The following is a 19,954-nucleotide window of genomic DNA, read 5'->3' on the forward strand; positions in this document are numbered from 1 at the left end:
ATGTTGCACGAGGCTGGGCTCGATTTGTGAAGAGTAGTGAGTGGTCAAAACAGGAAATCGTTTATCACTGAAACGGGAGCTTTCGGTATGCAAACCGATTGACTGACGGATTTTGGTACCGTGACGAAAAGACGATCAATGTGGTCCTATTCGATGTCAGATTGCCAAATAACACTGGGAGCGGTCTAAGCAAGGAACTTTTCCGAGTTGAGGGTCTCAACACGTGTATGTGTGAACGAGCCGAGGCTTCTGAAATGGCGTTCTGGGGGAATACGGACGACACACAGGCCCTCCAGCACTATCGTACACTCGTCAATACGATCGACGATGGGATCTATCGACTCGACGCTGAAGGCTGCCTCGTCTCTATCAACGACGTCATCGTCGAGATCACCGGGTACACGCGTGAGGACCTGCTCGGCGAGCACGTGTCCGTGCTCTTCGGTGGCGACAGTGCGACGATCGAACGTGAGATCGACCGTCTTCGAGCGAACGCCTCCGATCACAGCGAGTTACTCGATCTCACCATGGAGACCGCCGAAGGGGAACAGATTCGCTGTGAAGTGCGGATGAACGTGCTCGACGTGGGTGATAACGCGCAAGGAACGGTCGGAATCGTTCGCAAAGTTGGCGAACGCAAACAGGCGGAAACGGAAGCCACCGAAGCGACCTTTCGTCGACTGTTCGAGAACGTGCCCGGCAACTATCTCATCGTACAGCCCGAGGACTACGAAATCGTGGCCGTGAACGATTCATATCTGGACGCGACGATGACCGAGCGGGCGGAAATCGTTGGGAAGACGTTGTTCGAGATCTTTCCGAACAACCCCGACGATCCGGCCGATGGCGTCGAGAATCTGCACGAGTCGCTCAAGAGAGTAGTGGAGGACGGGAAAGCGGACACCATGCCGGTAACGCACTATCCGATCCCCGACCGCGAGTCCGGTGGCGACGAATTCGAGGAGCGCTGGTGGAATCCGATCAATTCACCGGTGTTTGACACGACTGGCGAAATCGACTATATCATCCACAGCGTCGAGGACATCACACCGGTCGTCAAGGAACTCGAAGCAGACGGCGAGCAGGAACTGCTACAAGATCCAGACAGGGCTGATTCACAGCTCGCATCGGACATCATGCTGCGCGGACAGGAGCTATTACGACAAGCAAAGCGAGAAGCGTACGAACAACTGCGCAAGAGCGAAGAACGCTTTCGCGCGTTGGTCACCACCACGTCGGATGCAGTGTTCAGTACGAACGTGGACTGGAGCGAAATGCACAGTTTAGAGGGATCGGGTTTCCTCGCTGACACCGACGAGCAAGGGCCATCGTGGGTTGAAAAATACGTTCCGCCCGAAGACCAGCCCCGCGTTCGGAAAACTATTGACGAAGCTGTTCGAACGAAACGCAGCTTCGAGTTGGAACACCGAGTCGTTCGTGAAGACGGCACAGTAGTCTGGTTCTTCTCGCGTGCTACACCGCTCCTGGATGAGAACGGCGAAATCACTCGATGGTTGGGTGCGGCGAACGACGTAACCGAGCGTGTCGAACGCGAGCGCTATTTCGAGGATGCAAAAGAGCGACTGGAGGCGGCGGCCGAAGCCGGCGCGGTCGGGACATGGGAGTGGCATATTCCCGATGACCAGATGGTCACGGGTGCGTCGTTCGCGAAGACGTTCGGGATCGATCCCGACGCGGCCGCCGAGGGTGTATCACTCGACCAGTTCGTCTCGGCCATCCACGACGCCGATCGCGAACGGGTCAAACAAAAGATCGAGGACGTCATCGAATCGGGGGAAGCGTACGAACAAGAGTTCCGGGTCTGGGATGCCGACAACGAACTCCGGTGGGTCGTTGCGCGCGGTCACGTCGAGTTCGATGACGACGGGAATCCAGCAACGTTCCCCGGGGCGCTGGCCGATATCACCGAGCGCAAACAGTTCGAGCGGAAACTCGAGAAATCCAACGAGCGTCTCGAACAGTTCGCCTACGCCGCCTCACACGACCTGCAAGAACCTCTGCGGATGGTCACGAGCTATCTTCAGTTGATCGAGCGCCGCTACGCGGATGAACTCGACGAGGACGGTGAGGAGTTCATCGAGTTCGCAGTCGACGGCGCCGACCGGATGCGCGACATGATCGAGGGGCTGCTCGAGTATTCGCGGGTCGAAAGACGCGGCGATCCCTTCGAGCCGGTTGCCCTGGACGCCGTTCTCACGGACGTCCGCACGGATCTCCAGATGGTGATCGAGGAGAGCGATGCCGAGATCACGGCCGAGTCGCTGCCTCACGTCGAGGGTGACCCAGGGCAGTTACGCCAGGTATTCCAGAACCTGCTTTCTAACGCACTCGAGTACAGTGGCGACGATCCGCCACAGGTGGATATTTCGGCTGTACGGGTCGGTTCGGATGTGATTATCTCAGTCGCCGACGAGGGGATCGGCATCGACCCGGACGACAGAGAGCGCGTCTTCGAGGTGTTCCAGAGCCTGCACGCGCAGGACGAGCACTCGGGAACGGGGATCGGCCTCGCGCTTTGTAGGCGCATTGTCGAGCGCCACGGTGGCGAGATCTGGGTCGAGTCCGAACCAGGCGAGGGTACGACCTTCTCGTTTACGCTTCCTGCAGCAAGCGGTGACGAGACGTGAATGCACTCAAGTAAACTACCCTGCCCTACTCGCTCCCTCCCGCCTTGCGGCGGTCGGTCACTCCTTGAGGACGGGGCTTTGCCGCAACGACATAGCTCACCCGCAAGCAGTTACGTCCAACACGGCAAATCAATCAGAGGATGTACTCAACACGACCCCACAGGGATTACGTTGCGACCCCGAACGAGTGACGGGTCAGACGTGGGATAGCCCTGACGCCCGGAGCCGCGACTGCTGATACCCTCGCTACACACCCCATTTTTCCCTTGTCATGGTGAATGATACGTATGGACAACAATCCGATCGACGAAGTCGACCGCAATATTCTGCACGAATTGCAGTTGGACGCCCGACAGACGGACACGGAGATCGGGGAGTCGGTGGGCGTCACCTCCACGACTGTCCGGAACCGACTCGACAAGCTCAAACAGGGGGGTGTGATTCGGGGCTTCCAGCCCGAACTTGACTACGAAAAAGCGGGGTACCCGCTCCACGTGCTGTTCGTTTGCACGGTCCCTCCGCAAGACCTGAGCGCGATTGCCACTGAATCGCTCGAAGTGCGGGGGGTCGTGACCGCTCGGGAGCTCCTCGGCGGGGAGCGAAATCTCCACATCGAGATTGTCGCCGGTACGGTCGGTGAAATCGAAGAGATACGAAATGATCTAGCGGATCTCGGCCTGAAGATCAACACCTCCGAAATCATCTCCGAGACGCAAGTTCAGCCATGGAACCACTTCTATCCGCGCCAAGATGTCGATTCCGCGCCCGACGATCAGGCCAGCGACGAGACTTCAACAAATCAAGGCTAGTACGATACCGGTTGAAAAACTCAATATTAACAGCGCCGAGAATCGGGAAAAGACGTTCTTAGCTTCTGAAATCGAACTAGAATAGGCTATAGAGTTTTATTATTCAAATATATAGGATTTTTGTAAGGATACACTTATTCGATTGTACCATCTCTCGCCCTGTATGGTCGAACCATCCAACGAGATAACCGACGCCTTCACCGTACTGGCTGACACCCGTCGCCGGTACGCCCTCTACTACCTTACTCGCCAGGAGCCACCCGTTTCGTTCGAGTCGCTCGTCTCCCATGTGGCGGGCTGGGAGACCGACACTGCGCCGGACGCGGTCGATGACGCCACCCTCGATGCGGTCGGCGTGGAACTGCACCACGTCCACCTTCCGATGCTCTCGGAGCATGGTGTCGTCACCTACAAGGCCAATCCCGGGGAGATCGAATTAGTCGACGATACAGACGCACTACAATTCCTCCTCGATGTGGCGCGCCGGTCGGAATTCGGAGAGGATGTGTCCACAAGAGAACCCTAAATCCCGACACTAGCTGGGTGGTGTGATCGACCATAGTGACGAGCAGGATCCCGTTTTTCAATCGTCGTTCGACCAGAGAAGTTGTGTCTCAGAGAGACAAACTAGGTCCTCGAGGTGTGACCGTTGCTGCAGAAAAGACGGTTACTGGAGCAGGCTGCTTAGTGGAGCTTCAAACCTCTGGTTGCGATTTCATCACTATCTCAACAAATAGATATCACTAACTCCTGACAGAGACGGCGTGCAAGAGACAGAGGATGTCTACAGCAGTGCGCTCCCGGTCGACCAACCCTATCTGCTCCTGGTCGCGGGTTCTCCGAAGCAGCAGTTCAATGCAGATCATTTCTGAGAACAGCCATCATCAAAGCCAGACCCATCAGCCCGTTTGGAAGTGGTGGTAGAATTTAAGCATGTGTGTAACTAACACGGCGGCATGGTGGACGAATCGGAGCAGTCAGACAGTGACCGTGGCCTACAACGAAACGTCGACGACTACATCCGGGATGTCCATCCCCCGCCTGCAGAGGTCTTGGAGCTAGAGTTCGTCTACGAAGCACTGGCCCATCCGAGACGACGCTACGTCTGCTACTCGCTGCTCTCCAGTACTCGCTGGTCGCTCACGGAGTTGGCGACGAAACTCGCCGCCTGGGAGCAGGACATCCCCGAAGAAGACGTCGCCGGGTTCACTCGCGACGAAATGTACGTCTCGCTCTACCACGCCCATATCCCGAAGTTGGTCGAGTTAGACATCGTCCAGTACGAGACTGGCGGCGAGGAGATCGTCGTCGCGGACACAAACGCCCCGCAAGTGCTCGCGGCCCTTGAGGGTGCCGGGGCGAGTATCGACGCGTTACAGGAAACACACGCACGGAGCGATTACGAATAAGAGTAACTACGAACAGGAGTGACCACTGATGGATAAGAAGCGATCGGATTCAAATCCCTCAACCAAAACCGCCGAGAAACGCACTGAGACTCCCCCCCCCGACGACGACACGCTCGACACACCAAGGCGGGAGAGAACACATGGAGGCTGGACATTCATGGCGCAGGCCCACTATGACCCCGACGAACCCCTTGATTTGACCACAGTGATCATTGGTGCCATCGCGGAAGCCGATGACATCCCCATCACCGAGATTAAGAATCCGCCCCTCTACGAAGTGGTGGACATTGCAGGCATCGAAGATGCCTTGTTCGGGCGCCCCAAGGCCAACCGGAACGGCACGGATTCGACAGTCGAGTTCCGGTATAACGGGTACAAAATAAGCGTTGAGGCGGACGGTTGGGTGACAGTCTCCAGTCGCTCCGCGAACTCAGCAGCTGACGGGAAGTAAGACAGACGCAGCATCGATTAATCGTGCAAGATACGCGCTCTCCATCTTGTACGTGCCAAGTGAACTATCCACTGTGATACAGGTGAGGTAGTGGAGTGCGAATCTGCAAGTCCACGGTTGACGAACTACTTAGCCTACTGGGGGGTCGAGGCTGCTGCGTCGGTGTACTGCGCACAGACCCGCCGGATCCCCTCTTCGAAGTCAATCTCGGGTTCCCACCCGGTCGCCTCACGCGTCGCCGACGAATCGGCGCAGGTGTCGTGTACGTATACCGAGTCGGGAATCGGGAAAGTGTGTCCAGCACAACCATAGTCCTGCAAGACGTAGCTTCGGTAGACGAGTTTTTGAATACGGTGGCTACCGAGACAGTACCGATTCAAGTATCTTCTTGTAGCAGAGTATGATAGTCATCGGACTGTCACAAGACCTACCGAGACCGAATGACCTGTGAGTTTATACAGGACGCACAGAAACTTCAGATTCAAAATAGATGTGTGATATGTCACCCTGTGAGAGAAAAGCGTATTCGCCAATTGGGACCGTATTCTTAATTGTACCATCATTGGCTCGTACAACCTTTTCGGGATATTTTAAGAATAAGTCCTGACCATGTGGCTCAGAATCGCTAACCTGAATTTCCCCCCAAACTTCGTTTCCATTATTCATTATAGCTCGAACTTTGGCAGGCTCTTGGCGACCATCGGAGATAATTTGCCAAGTGGATTCATTTCGAATATCAACCCCCGAATTAAGCCACTTGTCAATCAATAGTCCTATAAAGACACCAATCAAAAGTGACACAAGAAGCATAAGAAGATAGCCAAGTCCCATCTCCTCAATGGAAAATTCCATGTTTTGAATATGGGTTGGATTGAAAGAGGTGAAGTGCGAATAAACTATGAGTATGATTGAAAATGAAGTCCCACTTCCAATCACAGTATAAATTATCTTATCAAATCTATCTATTTGTACAGTAACTTTGCCAATTCTCCGTGCAATCTTATAAGTCAAAAATCCTGGAAGGAGGATTAAAAGTGAGTATATCAGACTAAATGACGGAAGAGATATAGGCATGACTGCCTTGCCTAATTTTCGTCGGTACTTTCAGAGCTTTCGGAGGTGTCCTCACGAGGGTCTTGCTCCGATGTTTCAGAAACAAGAGCTTTTTCAAGGGCTTCTGCTTCTCCATCTTGTCTCTCGGTCTTCTCTTCTTCACTCATCTTCTTCACCTTGGGCGTCGCGAGGGTCTTCATCCGAAGTCTCTGCAACACGAGCTTTCTCGTTTGTTACTAATGAGCTATCAGTGTTATCGGAGTCAGCGCCATTTTCTTTGTCAGCCATATCAACCCTTTCTGATCAATGAATCATATTATTTTCCCTTCTAATAGATTTTGAATACACCTCACTCGCCGAACGAACCTCTGATAAATTGAGGCGGTGTATTCGCCCTATATTACGAAGATTTGATTAGATTCGGATTTGACGTGCAACCATGCACTCCCCAACCAAGTTCCTCAAAAGTCTTCTCATCAACAGATGGTCCGGGTTGATTGGATTTGCTATTGGTATCGGACTACTCTCTCACGTCACAACCTACTTCTCGATCACAGGAATTCTTCAGCCGGCCGGGAGTAAACTATTTAGTAGGGAAGTGGGTGTTCTTGCCGCTATTGGTGCTCTCTTACTCTCACTCTACCGATTTGTCTATCTACGACCAGAGCTGTTTCTGGATGTTGACCTAAATAACGGAACATACTTAAAACGGCAAGAGGGTGATGGATACACCGCCAATATATCTATATATTTAGTTAATGCCGGCAACCGCTACGCCGAAGACGTACAATTGACTTTTGCCCTTGATGCATTCAAATTTGAGACAGATTTAGATACAACTGAACATCCATCCGAAAGTTATGAAATCAACACTACTACGATGGATTCCCGAAGCGGGAGAAGAATCGGATTCATGGGGGGCGGTAGACGCCATGATATATTCTTCGAGAACGTAGTATATGAGCGAGATATCCACAAATTGTACTATGGAAAAGCTATCTTCAGTTCAGAGCAGACCCACGAAATTAAATACACGATAGCGTGCCGAACACATGGCCTTCGACAGGGGCAAATCACGATCGAGATGGAAGACGGTGAACTCGCTGCCACCAGAGCATATCCGACTGTCTGGCGACAACTAAAAGCATACTTGTGGTGGTCTCCCGATTTGAAAAGAACACAGCGAGTTGAGAACATAGATGATGTTGATACACAAGTGAATACCCAGTAGGTAGAGTGTGCCATAGAATTCATCTCATACTTGAGATTCTCATGGCCCGGAACATCTCCCCGCTCGAAATTGATGATTGCAACGATAATTCGGAGACACAGCGCAAGGAATGCTTCTAGTTGTGCGTGTACGCGGCCTCGAGCGCGGACTTGTCCGAGGCCGCAATCCTTGACCGCGTCGTTAGTTCGTTCGATTTCTGTCTGGCGGTTGTATGTCTCGTTCAAGATGGATTGCCTGAGCTGAACGTTCTTGCTGTGTTCCTTGATACTGGCTTCGACCCTGTACTCGATATCGAGCGGTTCGTCAGTGTTTCGCGGGTTGTACAGAGCGATCGGCACAACCCCTACAGCCAGCAGGTGATCGTGCCAGTTGAGGATATCGTAGACACTGTCTCCGAGCATCCAGATCGGTGTTTCGACGGCGAGCGCGTCATGCGTGACGCGCATCGCCGTCTCTTGGGATAGGATGCTTGTTTGGCCTGTATGAACTCTGCTGCAATCGGGATCTTTGACCCTTGGTTGATGAGAAACTGTGCAATGGCTCAACCAATTATGCCTCGAAGGAGAAGAGAACGACGAAGAACTGCCCAGCCTACTGGTGGCTCGAGGCCGCTGCGTCGGCGTCGGTGTACTGTGCACAGACCCGCTGGATTCCCTCTTCGAAGTCGATCTCGGGTTCCCACCCAGTCGCCTCACGCATCGCCGACGAATCGGCGCAGGTGTCGTGTACGTATACCGAGTCGGGAATCGGATTCTCGACATACTCGGGTTCGATGTCGGCCCCCAGTTCCTCGTTGAGCATGTCCACGACTGTATTGAAGCTGTAGGCATCACCGGTGCCCAAATTATAGATGCCGGTGAGCTCGTTGTCGGCGGCACGCTCGAGTCCGCGGACGATATCGTCAACGTGGGTGAAGTCCCGCGTCTGCGTGCCATCGCCGTAGAGTACCGGTGCGTCGCCGTTGGCGATGTCGTCGGCGAACTGCGCGATCACGTTGGCGTACTCGCCTTTGTGTTCTTCGGCGCCGCCGTAGCCCTGGTAGACCGAGAAAAACCGCATGCCGGCCACATTCATGTCGTAGTGGTTCGCGAAGTACTCACCATAGCGTTCGCGAGCCAGTTTCGAGGCTTCGTACCCCGTGTTGACGCTGACGTCCATCTCGACCGGCGAGGGTTCCGTTCGACTGCCATAGATCGAGGACGTCGACGCATAGACGACCGTGTCGCAGCCGTCTTTTCGGGCTTGTTCGACGACGTTGACGAATCCCTCGACGTTGACTCGAGCACCACGTGTAGGGTCGTCCTCGTGCATCGCATAGGAGGAGAGGGCTGCCAGGTGGAAGACGACATCGACGTCCGTTGGGAGGTCGTCCTCGAGCACGCTGCGCGAGTGGAACTCAACGTCGTCCTCGAGGTTCGCTGGTGTGCCGAGATACTCATCGTCGATCACGATCACGTCGTTATCTTCGGCGAGGTGGTTTGCGAGATTCGAGCCGATGAAGCCGGCACCGCCGGTCACGAGCACGCGTGTGTCGTTCATGAGGTCGGCTTTGTGATCCAATCGTGATAACTTCACGGACTTTTTTTGCGGTTTTCTACTCTCCTAGCCTGGCAGACAATGGGGCCTAGTTGGCCTCAGGATCTAGACTCACCAGGTCAAGCCTTCATAGGTGATCCCCTCACGTCGTTCGACGATGCGCCGACCGTCGACGACCACCAGGTTTGACATCGTTTCGAACGCCTCGTCGAGGGCCGCAAACTCGTCCCAATCGGTGACGACGACCGCCCCATCGCTGCCGTCCAGTGCATCCGCGGCACTCGCAGTGTATTCGAGTTCGGGGAACCGCTCCTGCATCGGCTCGACTGCAACCGGATCGTACGCGACGATCTCGGCACCGCGGTCCTGGAGGCGTTCGATCACGGGAATCGCTCGGGAGTTCCGGATATCGTCCGTCTGTGGTTTGAACGCGAGGCCGAGTACCGCGATCCGCGCACCCTCGAGGTCGACGTGCGTCGCGAGGAGGTCGACCAGTCGCTCGGGCTGGCGTTCGTTCACCGCGACGGCGGCCTCGAGGACGGCTGGCTCGTAGCCCTCTTCGCGGGCGGCGGCCCGGATGGCGGCGACGTCCTTCGGGAAACACGAGCCGCCCCAACCGACGCCGCTGCGAAGGAACTGCTCGGCAATGCGGTCGTCGAGGCCGATCGCCTCTATTGTCATATCGTTTGGAAGGCGTTTTTAGAAATTCGAGCGTGTCATACAATGGTTCCCGAGAAGCAGTATTCACGGTCTCGATGTCGAGCAACACCCATGACTGCCGAATCACAGAGGGTTGCACGCGAATTGGAAGCTGTATAATCGCGAGGTAAAGGGGATGAGACGTATTCTATGACACGCTGAATTCCCTTATGAGATCCAATTTCTTATATATGGGATCTTAACAGGAAGTCTTTCTTCAATAAGTGAAAGGGCTATCTCGTCTTCTGGTTGAAGACCACCTATAGCCATAACAGTAACAAGTGAAATAATCCCTAAAAAAGGAAGTAGCAGTATGACAAGTAGTCCGGATAATTGGATCGTCTGGCTTACAAATGCGACTGGAGGCAAAATCATCATTGGAAGTCCTAAGAAAATTCTTGCAGAATATTTCGAGAAGGGTGTGATTTCAAATTTTCTATCAAGAACAAAATATACGAATAGGTTTAACATGAGGAATGAAAGTGCTGACGATATAGCAGCGCCAGTGTATCCGTATGCAGGAATCAAGTAAATGTTTAGACATAAATTGACAACGAACGCGAGTATATTTGAATACATAACATATCTCGTATAACCGAACGCCGAGATTGTTTCTCGGTTTCTCCCAGCAGCAGCACTGCTGAAGAAGCCTAACGAGAGAATTGATAACGATAAACCAGCTTGTGTGTAATCAGATCCCCAAAAGAAGGCAAGAATTTGGCCTGGGAATAGTAGAAATATTGCAAATGCAGGAAACGTCATTATGTATATCCACTTCGTCGTTAGTTCGTATACTGCTTCAGTCTCATCTCGGCTATCTTCTGCATCCAGGCGTGATGCGAGAGGTAAGTAGAGAAACCCAAAAGAAGTCAATACTAATTGGAGTCCTGCCGCGATCGGATATGCTGCACTGTAGAGTCCTGCTTCCGTAGAAGTGCGAAAGTATCCAATCATGATCGTATCTGTCCGAGTAAGTAGAATAGACATAACCATAGAGACAATAAGAGGGGCAGAGAAGAAGACAAGTTCTCGAAATTGCCAATCGAGAGCACCTCTGATTGAGAAAAGTCGGTTCAAGAGATAAAGAGCAGCTACAGTAGCAATCAGTGCGCCACCAAAATAAGCGATTGAAGGTGCAACCAGTCCTACGCCACTCAGGAGAAGAACACCTAGTAGGCCGATACGCGAGAGTGGATAGAACAGATCATGGGAATACGTACGATAGATGGTGTTCTCCTCACCTCGAATTCCACCAACAGTCATCTTCAAAGCTGTCAAAAGGGGGATAGTAAATAAAAAGATCTGGAGTACCGTCGTGTATTCTCTACTCCCAAGAAGACGAATAGACAACTCTTCTGCAAAGAAGAACAGACCAGTGGTAACCGTAATCGAGAGCACACCCGCAATCACCATTCCACTAGTCCAGACTCCTCGTCGTTTTGCTGTTGCATCAAAGCGGGACATATACCGAGGGACGCCTTGGGTTAGCCCGAACATCGAAGCAGTCGCTGCGAGCGTAACGATAGCAAGACTGATACTTACTACACCGTACTTCGAGGGGCCGAGAACACGTCCAATGATGACTCTTTCTATTAGACCAGAGACAGAGCTCAGGACGGTGCCGATGAGTATGAGTGTCGCACTCGAGAGGAGAGTTTCTATATCGTCGGCATCAGGCATGATTACGCGTAGCCGAGATCCTCTAACTGTTCACGGACCTCATCTGAAACTCCACTTGGTTCCTGTTTGGATTCGATATTCTTTCGATCTATACTCCCAATCAACTTTGCTAGTTGGTCGTTCGCTTCCATAGGCGTGACCGATCCAGAAATTCTCAAACCATCATCATGTGTTTGATACACATAGTCTGACGATGGGGAGACAAACCCATCCAACGCTCTATCACGTTTTTCATAGACCTCCTCATCAACACCCTTTCGCTCAAACTGATCTTGGTGCCAGTGAAGAAATCCATGATACTCAAAGAGTCGACTCTCGGGTTCAAATTCTCCAAGCAGGTTTTGGCCGCGTGATTCGGCATCAATTCCAGCGAGTTCGCAGATCGTCTTGTGAACGTCAAGGATACTTACAACGGTGTCGTCAGTGCCATCTTTGATATCATCTCCGCTGATCACCAGCGGGATATGGACGAGTTCTGGATAAAGGCCATAACTGTGATTCCACATTCCATGTTCACCGAGCATCTCCCCGTGGTCAGAGAGGGTAATAATATAGTCGAAATCGGATCGAAGTTCATTATATAGTTCTCTGTACCGATCGGAGAGATAACGAACCGAGTCATCGTATACTTGACGGATCTCTTCCGGATTTTCAACGCTCCCTGCAAATGCATCCCCAGCGACGATATCTACCGGCGTTTGGACATCTGTATATTCCTTTGGAGGGTTATAGGGAGTATGTGTATCCATGATATTGAGAAAGAGGAACTCTTTATGTCCGAACTCAATATTTCTCACTCGATCGATGATTGATTCAATTCCATTATTTGCAGGCTGGTTGTTATTTTTTACCCCTTTAATCATTGATTTTATTGTAGGGCTATCTGACTCAATACAATAAAGGACTGCTTGGATATATTTTTTTATAGTGGAATCATACTGCTTCGAATAAAATTCGTTCCAATCTACTAATTTGTCATCGGAGGGATCGAGATTAGTTGGACCGACTGATATTTCATAACCGCGTTTCCACCCGTCCCACATATGAATTTGTGGATTAGCTGTTAGAAGTCGCGTGGTGTAGCCTTCTGACTCGAATAATTCGGGTAATACCTCATCATCAAAATCTAGTGTCATACTTTTACCGTGGATGCCTATTTCGCTAGGATAATATCCCGTATAGAGAGACACATGTGCTGGTATTGTCCAGTGAGATGTTGAATAGGCTTCTGTGAATTTTTTCCCACTAATCCAATCAAAATGAGTATTATAATTATCGTATCTTAATGTATCAAGAACCACGGTCGCGATGTTAGTCATATTATATAGTATTCTATATCTGTTTCATATATATGGCGGTTTTGATAGAACACCGGAAGCTTTATAATGATAGTGTTGATGACAATTAGGATAGGTTATGAATGGCGAAGATATGTTTGAAACCGTAAATGTTGATTATTTCCGAAGTAGTTCTAATCCAGATATTACTGTTGTTGTCCCCACTATCCCAAGTAGTAGTCATGAACAAGTTTGTAAGCATATTGTAAACCAGGATTTCGATGGTGAATTTGAGGCATTTGCGGTTAATGATGCAAAGGTGGATCTATGTGAAGCGAGAAATGCTGGACTCCATCATGCCTCAGCAGATATTGTAGCCTATACTGATGACGATTGTATCCCAACTGATAACTGGTTAAAATCAATACAGTCTCAATTTGATGAGCAGGTGGTATGTGTAGAAGGTTCAGTCGAGGGTGGAATTAATTATCAGGGTAGGAGAAAATATGTTGGATGTAATCTAGCAGTTAGAACAAGCGAAGCTATAGATATTGGTGGTTTTAGAAGTGAATTTGATGGTTGGAGAGATGATACTGAATTTGGCTGGAGAATGGAAAGGGATTCTAAAGGAAAGTGTGTATTCTCTACTGACGCACATATTGTCCATCCAACCCGACCACGAGCAACGCTGATTGAGAGCAACGAGAAACGATTAAAAGAAGAATATCCTATCCGATATAATGAAATTATTAACAATTCTCTACTCAGCATTAGTTATCGAAAATTGCAAAAGTATGGGGTTATAAATAGAATTAATAAAATAAGGTATGAAGATGGGTGATTTACTATCTCGAAGCAGTCAGCAATAAAGGAAATCAGAAAATGGGTCATATCTATTTCCATATTATTCACTTTTGTGCTTCCGTTTGTGTCTATTACAATCGGTCTTGAGACAGGATTTTATCGAGATGTGTTCTTCTACGCTGATGAATATGTAGTGGCTGAAATTTTACAGAATGGGCACATAACTCCTGAGCATGTCTCACAACTGGCTGGTTCAGATCTAAAGCAGGAAAATTGGGGAAAGATTATTTCAAGGAAGAACCTTCCCATTCTCTCAATTCTAATTGCCGAATATTCATTAATTACTGGCATTTCGCCAAATATATTCTATATTACATTCCCAGCTTTTCTTGGAGTATGGTTTGGGTTCTTTATTATTGCCAGACGGATAATATCTGACCAGCGGCTCTCGCTCCTAATTGGAGGAATTGGGTCTCTTTCTCCATACGTCCCTGTGATTTACACTCAAAATGTAACTATATTTAGTAATGTAATCATCCTAATGTCGGTAATAACTCTAATATATATCTTAGACAAGGGTAGAAAAGCGAAATTTGGTGGATATATTAGTATATCTATATTTTTGGCCGTTCTCTTTTACTGGTATCCTCCTAACTTTGCTCTAGTAGGAGTTTTAACGTTGCTTCTTCCCTTCATTCTCTATCTATCGGGGAAAAAACCTTCGCCAGGTATATTAATTCCAAGTATTATATCTGGTAGCTTTTTCCTTTTGATATTTGAAATACCGCTCTCATCATATCTACATTATATCAGTGTTGGCATTAGCAGATTACTCACGCTAAGTCTATCTTCACCAACAAGTGGCCAAACGGGTACATATCCGACTGTATTTCAGCCGAGCTACTATAGCTTAATTTCTTTAATAGCATTACTACCAATGGGTGCAGTTGGGGGCCTAATAGCGTTCAAACGCATACTTTCAGATCGAGATTATCCGACACCATCTGAAAGAATTGCTATCATTTGGGGTATTTCGATTCTTGGTGTAGCGCTTCTCTATATGGCAAGTGGTGAATCATTTCTCGTCGGGAGACCCTTCCAGCTCTCTATTCCGGTCATAATAATTGGAGTGATGTTTACACTCTCCAAGATAGAACAGTCAAATATTGCCGTAATTGTCGCTGTAGTCCTACTTTTTTCAACAGTTGGAGGAAGTTTCTATCTACAGTCGATTGATCAGCGTGCTAAGATTCAGACGTATGGAGCAGGATCAGAAGAAATTGGTCAGTGGGGGGGAACCCATTTTCAGGGAACGATCCTTTCAGATGTCAAGACGGGTGCTCCAGTCGCGGGAAAAGGCTATTTGATGGTGGACCACCCAGATCAGTATAGTGGTACTCGGAATCTTTTCTATGCGCCAGAATCCGACTTTCAAGGCCATGTACAATCCAAAAATGCAACTGGTGTTCTTTTGAGTCAGAGTATGTATAGAGATGGACTATTTGCAAATCAACTACCTCATAAACCTATGCCAAAGCAGCAATATCAAACACGTCTAGAAACCTCTAATTTGGTCTATTCCAACGGGAGATACCACTATCTATGGTTCAATCAGTAGCCTTTTTGATGATTTTGAGAAGTTGATTACGTGATCGTTCCCACGTGAATTTTTGAGCATGCTCCACTCCCTTTTTTGATAGAACATTTCTAACATCTTCACTATTTAGTACCCGATAGATACTTTCAGCGATATCATTAGTATCATTAGGATCAACCAGCATTGCTGAATCACCTATTACCTCGGGAAGAGATGTTTTATTAGAAACAACTACTGGGGTTCCACAGGCCATTGCCTCTAACGGAGGAAGGCCAAACCCTTCGTATAAAGATGGATAAACAAACGCATCTGCGTTCTCGTATGCGTATTTCAGCTGGGGTTGTGGAATAAAGCCAGGTGTGACAATATCCTCAGAGAATGAATCAGTATCGACCTTCTTATGAATAGATTTGTTTTCTGGACCGATTAGAACAAGTTTGTGTGAGATTGTATCTCGAATTTCGTCGTACGCTTTAACGAGTTGGTTGACGTTTTTTCTTGGATTCATTGCGCCGACATAGAGGATATACTTGTCAGGAAGCCCCATTGATTCACTACCACTTGTCTTCAGGTAAAAATTATCAATGCCATTATATACTACATCAACCTTCTCAGAAGAGATGGAAAAGTGATTCACTATCTCTCTTTTTGAAAATTCAGAAACAGTAACGATAGTATTAGAGTTCCGAACACCTAAAGGAACAGCAGTCTTCCGATAGAGTTGGTGGATACCGCTTGACATTCCCTTCTGTGCATTCACATCATGGATACACATTATAACCGGTATTGAAAATTTATGGAGAGGCGCATTCCCGTTTGGACAGTATAATATGTCTACATCTTCCTTGACTGCAAGCTTTGGAAGGATTGTACGCTCCCATATTATCCCCCATATTTGGTTATCACTATACTTTGATGATGAAATTTCAGCATCAAATTTATTAGAAAGTGACGGAGATCCAAAGAGAACCACTTCATGGTCTGTATTTTCTACAAGTTCTGAAGTTAACTGCATAGCGGACTGTACTGCGCCACCTGGCTCATCTACAGCGAAGGTGCGTGCATTAATACCTATCTTCATTATCCTTTATACCCCAGCGCAGTCAGTCGTCGTTCGATTTCCTCGTCAACCTCTCCGTCATCGGTGTCTGCTTCACCGTTCTCCCGCCGAACCCTCACATCGATGTGTGCCTCGAGATCCTCCCGAAGCGATTGACTCGCACATGATGTAAACTCAAGAGCTCCAGTTTCCCGATCGCGTTCGCAGAAACATGCTCCACTCGAAGTCCGGAGTGCGTACCGCCGGAGGTGACTATGTTCGTCTTCACCGCGAGCCTGAAGGAACACTATTCGATCATCCGCATCGTTCGCCGCAGATAACTCAAGTAGCGATTGGCCTTCACTCTCACCACTAATACCGACTACGTCCTCGAACGTCGCAGAAACATCCAGCGTACTCGTGGGTGTCGACACCTCTTGGCCATTTGCACCGCCGGGTGGCCGAACCAATAGTGGCACGCGGGTAATCTCGTCGTGTAGGTACCGCGGATGCTCGTAGTGGCCATGCTCGCCGAACGCATCGCCGTGGTCGGCCGTGACGATTAGCAACGAGGTCTCGAGCAAGCCTCGCTCTCGCAATGCCTTGAGGAACTCTCCGATCCGCTCGTCGTTGTACCTGATCTCGGCGTCGTAGAGATCGATCAGTAGTTGTTGCTCCTCATCAGTGATCGACTCAGGATCCTTTATCGCGCGCTGGTAGAGCGATTGGGCCGTGCTGTCCGAAACCGTCTCGTCGTGATACAGCTGTTGGTACTCGCCGGGCGGTTCGTACGGACCGTGCGTGTCCATGTAGTGGTTCCAGAGGAAGAACGAGTCATCGGGATCCAACGAGTCCAGCCAGGAGAGCGCCCGGTCGTTGATCTCTTCGGCACGCGCGTAGTGGCGATTCCGCAACTTATCTAGTGCTCGCTGGGCCAGCGCGATGAGCTTGTGCTGGCCGAAGTGGAGATCGTCGTCGAACTCGTCGAACCCCTGGTCGAAGCCGTAGGCCCTCGAGACGAACGGATTCGAGTGAAAGCCAGCCGTCTCGAACCCGGCTTCCGAGAGTCGGGAAGCGATTGTCTCCGTCGCAAGTCGATAGTTGGCATCGATAGCGACGTCGGGATACTCGCCCGTCAGGAGCGCCGGGACCGCCTCGCGCGTATGCGAACTCGCACTGTACGCGTTCGTAAATCGAATCGACTCGTCGGTGAGGTCGTCCAATACAGGCGAGGTTTCCCGGTGATAGCCATAACAAGAGAGGTGATCCGCTCGGAGGGCATCCGCCGAAAGCAAGATCACGTTATCCGGCTCAACACTCATTGCTCGTGAAAACTGGTTAGGGGGAGTTATAATTTTAGACTTGGAGACAAAAGCTCGGCGCCGTACCGTAAGGACATTAGTAGCCGTTCGGCAACGTGTAGTCGATGGATATCGCGTTCGTCTCCAACGTCGTCTACCCCTTCGTCACGGGCGGTGCCGAAAAGCGCATCCACGAGATCGGCACCCGCCTCGCCGACGACGGCCACGATATCACTATCTACGGCCGGCACTTCTGGGATGGACCAAAGGAGATGCCGTTCAAGGGCATGACGCTCCGGGCGGTCAGTCCAGAGCGCGAACTTTACACCGGTGAGAATGGACAGCGTTCAATCACAGAGGCCTTAGAATTCGCGAAGGATGTCATTGTCCCGTTGCGACGCCATCTGGATGAGCATGATGTCGTCATCGCGAGCGTCTTCCCGTACTTCCCCGTACTCGCAACAGAGCTCTCGACACTCGGTTCAGACACACCGATTATTGTAACGTGGCATGAAGTCTGGACATCGTACTGGGAGGACTACCTGGGATATCTTGCCCCGTTCGGGAAGCTTACTGAATATCTCACAGCACATGTCCCCCAGTATCCGATCGCGGTATCAGAGGTAACGGCGGGACGACTCGCTCGTATCGGGCCGGATCGTGACCGTATTCGAACAGTTCCGAACGGAATCGACTACGAGCAGATCCGGAACACGGCTCCAGCAGACCAAGGCTTCGATGTACTCTTTGCAGGGCGGTTGATCGAGGATAAGCGAGTGGATATCTTGTTGGAAGCGTTTGACCGCGTTGCGTCGGCTGATGTCTCACTGGGAATTATTGGTGACGGGCCGAAGCGCGGTGAACTCGAAGTGCAAGCAAGAGGCTTAGAGAACGCTGATCGGATTACGTTCATGGGGTTCCTTGAAGAGTATGAAGACGTTCTCGCACACATGCGCGCAGCCGACGTCTTTGCGTCCCCGAGTACGAGGGAGGGGTTTGGTCTCACGTATGCTGAGGCGATGGCAGCAGACTGTACCGTTATCGGCGCCGATCATCCGGACTCTGCCGCGGACGAAGTGATCGGTGATGGAGGATTCCTCGCAGAGCCGACAGTTGCAGATGTTGCCGCTGTGCTAGAGCGGACGTTGGGTGACGATCGATCACCGATAAATCCGCAGAGGCGTGCGAAAGCGTTTGATTGGGACCATGTGGCTGAGGAGGCGCTTGAAGCGTACACGGCCGCAATCACTGAGGAGTGGTGACTCAACACTAGAGCTCCGTGCTGAGCAGACCATCCTCTGCAGAACAGTTAGTGACGCAGTTGAAAGCATAGATAGATGAGAATTTCTCGTTCTAGCCAGAGGACAGAGGAATCTTTCATGCGCCATGACGACGTGGCATGAGGTCTGGCTGGATTAGCTTTTATTACAAATTCGATCTCTTTATTTAATATATTACTGGGAGTTTCGTGGTAGTTCTTCTAGTTCAGGGTCTATCTCGTTCTAGCATCTCTTTGGAGTCTAGTCAGACTGGGGAGTGGTTGGCTTCATTCGGAGTTCGCCGAATCCGTATTTCGAGTGGCTTCCAACACGAAGAACTCCGCTCTTTGCGGTCTCGACTGGCCGATCACCCTCGTATGTCACAACCTGTCCATGGTCTATCGTTTGGAGTGTGTACACCTCGCGTTGTTCTAGTACTTGCTCTTGGCGTTCTCGGAGTTCGGTGCGGTCCGCCTGCCACCACCATGGGACAGCCTGGTCGTGAGCGTTCGGGTATTCCGACTCTAGGACAAACGGTGTCACGAGTTCGAGGTGGAACGCCTTGCTGGCCCGGAGACGTGAATAGTCGAGTGCGTCGAGGTCGACGACCTGCGTGTCTTTCAGCCGGGTAGTGCCGTAGCCGTAGTTGCGCTTCCCGCCGAATTGGAGGCCATCTAAAGTGCTCTCGCTTAGTGGGAGAATATCGTCGCGGTCGGCGTGTAGGTAGGCGTTGAGGTACCATTTGGTCGTCTGCTGTTGTTTCCGTGCGCCATCGGGCTTGCCCATGATCGTTTCGTGGGCGAGCGCTGGATGCCCGCTTTGGACGCGGATATCGTGGGTATTGAGTGCATCCCGTGGACGGGAGTCCAAGAGCCACGCGTGGGCTGCCCGTCGGTGGAGGAAGAGATCGGCGTAGGCGTCGACTTCGGGGAGGCCAGTGCCAAGGTATGGCTGGAAGCCGGTCTGGGAGTGCTCCTCGGGGAACGTCCCGAACTGGCCGGGGACGAAGACGCCGTGACTCGCGTAGAGGTGCTGGTGGCTGTCGTAGGGGAGGTGCTGGCCAAGCGCGTGCAGGATGGCGTTCCCACTTACGTAGTATGGGTGGCCGAGGTAGTCCATGATGAATTCCCAGTGAACCTGCTGAATCCGCGTCATAACTAT

The 19,954-nt window shown here is 50.7% G+C and carries 18 protein-coding genes and 3 pseudogenes; 9 read left to right on the plus strand and 12 right to left on the minus strand.

From position 1 onward, the window contains the following. Positions 1–227: 227 nt before the first annotated feature. The 5 genes from NJU76_RS22925 (at position 228) to NJU76_RS22945 (ending at position 5,317) form a co-directional block, all read left to right on the plus strand. Entirely contained in the window at positions 228–2,648 is a 2,421-nt protein-coding gene (locus NJU76_RS22925) for a PAS domain-containing sensor histidine kinase (RefSeq protein ID WP_254532771.1), read from the plus strand. A gap of 287 nt (positions 2,649–2,935) precedes the next feature. Beyond that, positions 2,936–3,457 carry an Lrp/AsnC family transcriptional regulator gene (locus NJU76_RS22930; RefSeq protein ID WP_254532772.1) on the plus strand — a complete coding sequence of 174 codons (522 nt, stop codon included), beginning with the start codon at positions 2,936–2,938 and terminating at the stop codon, positions 3,455–3,457. Positions 3,458–3,620: 163 nt separating this feature from the next. Then, positions 3,621–3,983 carry a DUF7344 domain-containing protein gene (locus NJU76_RS22935; RefSeq protein WP_254532773.1) on the plus strand — a complete coding sequence of 121 codons (363 nt, stop codon included), beginning with the start codon at positions 3,621–3,623 and terminating at the stop codon, positions 3,981–3,983. A gap of 430 nt (positions 3,984–4,413) precedes the next feature. Continuing rightward, complete coding sequence (locus NJU76_RS22940; RefSeq protein ID WP_254532774.1) at positions 4,414–4,866, plus strand: DUF7344 domain-containing protein; 453 nt, start codon at positions 4,414–4,416, stop codon at positions 4,864–4,866. Positions 4,867–4,894: 28 nt separating this feature from the next. Then, entirely contained in the window at positions 4,895–5,317 is a 423-nt protein-coding gene (locus tag NJU76_RS22945; protein ID WP_254532775.1) for a HalOD1 output domain-containing protein, read from the plus strand. A gap of 134 nt (positions 5,318–5,451) precedes the next feature. Here the strand turns inward: NJU76_RS22945 and NJU76_RS22950 are convergent. From NJU76_RS22950 to NJU76_RS26660, 4 genes and pseudogenes are all read right to left on the minus strand, one after another. Then, positions 5,452–5,604: pseudogene (locus NJU76_RS22950) on the minus strand (NAD-dependent epimerase/dehydratase family protein); the annotation flags it as partial. Between the two features lie 166 nt (positions 5,605–5,770). Beyond that, positions 5,771–6,391 (minus strand): DUF6338 family protein, encoded by a 621-nt coding sequence (locus NJU76_RS22955; protein ID WP_256566890.1) that lies wholly within the window; start codon positions 6,389–6,391, stop codon positions 5,771–5,773. Positions 6,392–6,402: 11 nt separating this feature from the next. After that, positions 6,403–6,537, minus strand: a complete 135-nt coding sequence (locus tag NJU76_RS26655) for a hypothetical protein (RefSeq protein WP_256566892.1) — start codon at positions 6,535–6,537, stop codon at positions 6,403–6,405. Next, positions 6,530–6,658 (minus strand): hypothetical protein, encoded by a 129-nt coding sequence (locus NJU76_RS26660; RefSeq protein WP_256566895.1) that lies wholly within the window; start codon positions 6,656–6,658, stop codon positions 6,530–6,532. Before NJU76_RS26660 ends, NJU76_RS26655 begins: the two co-directional genes overlap by 8 nt. A 151-nt stretch (positions 6,659–6,809) precedes the next feature. On the opposite strand from NJU76_RS26660, the gene NJU76_RS22960 reads away from it, so the two are divergent. Further along, positions 6,810–7,601: a hypothetical protein gene (locus NJU76_RS22960; RefSeq protein WP_254532777.1), complete on the plus strand. Its 792-nt coding sequence runs from the start codon at positions 6,810–6,812 to the stop codon at positions 7,599–7,601. Between the two features lie 32 nt (positions 7,602–7,633). Here the strand turns inward: NJU76_RS22960 and NJU76_RS22965 are convergent. From NJU76_RS22965 to NJU76_RS22985, 5 genes and pseudogenes are all read right to left on the minus strand, one after another. Then, a pseudogene (locus NJU76_RS22965) lies at positions 7,634–8,115 on the minus strand (transposase); the annotation flags it as partial. Positions 8,116–8,192: 77 nt separating this feature from the next. Next, positions 8,193–9,140 carry an NAD-dependent epimerase/dehydratase family protein gene (locus NJU76_RS22970; protein ID WP_254532778.1) on the minus strand — a complete coding sequence of 316 codons (948 nt, stop codon included), beginning with the start codon at positions 9,138–9,140 and terminating at the stop codon, positions 8,193–8,195. A 108-nt stretch (positions 9,141–9,248) separates the two neighbouring features. Continuing rightward, a pseudogene (locus tag NJU76_RS22975) lies at positions 9,249–9,809 on the minus strand (UDP binding domain-containing protein); the annotation flags it as partial. Positions 9,810–10,004: 195 nt separating this feature from the next. After that, positions 10,005–11,516: a flippase gene (locus NJU76_RS22980; RefSeq protein WP_254532779.1), complete on the minus strand. Its 1,512-nt coding sequence runs from the start codon at positions 11,514–11,516 to the stop codon at positions 10,005–10,007. A 2-nt stretch (positions 11,517–11,518) separates the two neighbouring features. Then, entirely contained in the window at positions 11,519–12,835 is a 1,317-nt protein-coding gene (locus NJU76_RS22985; protein ID WP_254532780.1) for a sulfatase-like hydrolase/transferase, read from the minus strand. Positions 12,836–12,932: 97 nt separating this feature from the next. Between NJU76_RS22985 and NJU76_RS22990 the strand changes: the two genes are divergently transcribed. Together NJU76_RS22990 and NJU76_RS22995 are read left to right on the plus strand one after the other, a co-directional pair. Then, positions 12,933–13,634: a glycosyltransferase family 2 protein gene (locus tag NJU76_RS22990; RefSeq protein WP_254532781.1), complete on the plus strand. Its 702-nt coding sequence runs from the start codon at positions 12,933–12,935 to the stop codon at positions 13,632–13,634. An 87-nt stretch (positions 13,635–13,721) separates the two neighbouring features. Then, positions 13,722–15,215: a hypothetical protein gene (locus NJU76_RS22995; protein WP_254532782.1), complete on the plus strand. Its 1,494-nt coding sequence runs from the start codon at positions 13,722–13,724 to the stop codon at positions 15,213–15,215. On the opposite strand, the gene NJU76_RS23000 is transcribed toward NJU76_RS22995, so the two are convergent. Both NJU76_RS23000 and NJU76_RS23005 read right to left on the minus strand, forming a co-directional pair. Further along, positions 15,205–16,275, minus strand: a complete 1,071-nt coding sequence (locus NJU76_RS23000; RefSeq protein WP_254532783.1) for a glycosyltransferase family 4 protein — start codon at positions 16,273–16,275, stop codon at positions 15,205–15,207. The genes NJU76_RS22995 and NJU76_RS23000 overlap by 11 nt on opposite strands. Further along, on the minus strand, positions 16,275–17,555 hold the full coding sequence (locus tag NJU76_RS23005; RefSeq protein ID WP_254532784.1) for a sulfatase: 1,281 nt from the start codon (positions 17,553–17,555) through the stop codon (positions 16,275–16,277). Before NJU76_RS23005 ends, NJU76_RS23000 begins: the two co-directional genes overlap by 1 nt. Before the next feature lie 104 nt (positions 17,556–17,659). Between NJU76_RS23005 and NJU76_RS23010 the strand changes: the two genes are divergently transcribed. Then, on the plus strand, positions 17,660–18,796 hold the full coding sequence (locus NJU76_RS23010; protein ID WP_254532785.1) for a glycosyltransferase family 4 protein: 1,137 nt from the start codon (positions 17,660–17,662) through the stop codon (positions 18,794–18,796). 258 nt (positions 18,797–19,054) lie between these two features. Here NJU76_RS23010 and NJU76_RS23015 read toward each other — a convergent pair whose 3' ends face one another. Next, positions 19,055–19,948: a hypothetical protein gene (locus NJU76_RS23015; RefSeq protein WP_254532786.1), complete on the minus strand. Its 894-nt coding sequence runs from the start codon at positions 19,946–19,948 to the stop codon at positions 19,055–19,057. Positions 19,949–19,954: the final 6 nt, after the last annotated feature.

It is taken from the genome of Natrinema gelatinilyticum, assembly GCF_024266705.1.
In the GTDB taxonomy this organism is placed as follows: Archaea; Halobacteriota; Halobacteria; order Halobacteriales; family Natrialbaceae; genus Natrinema; species Natrinema gelatinilyticum.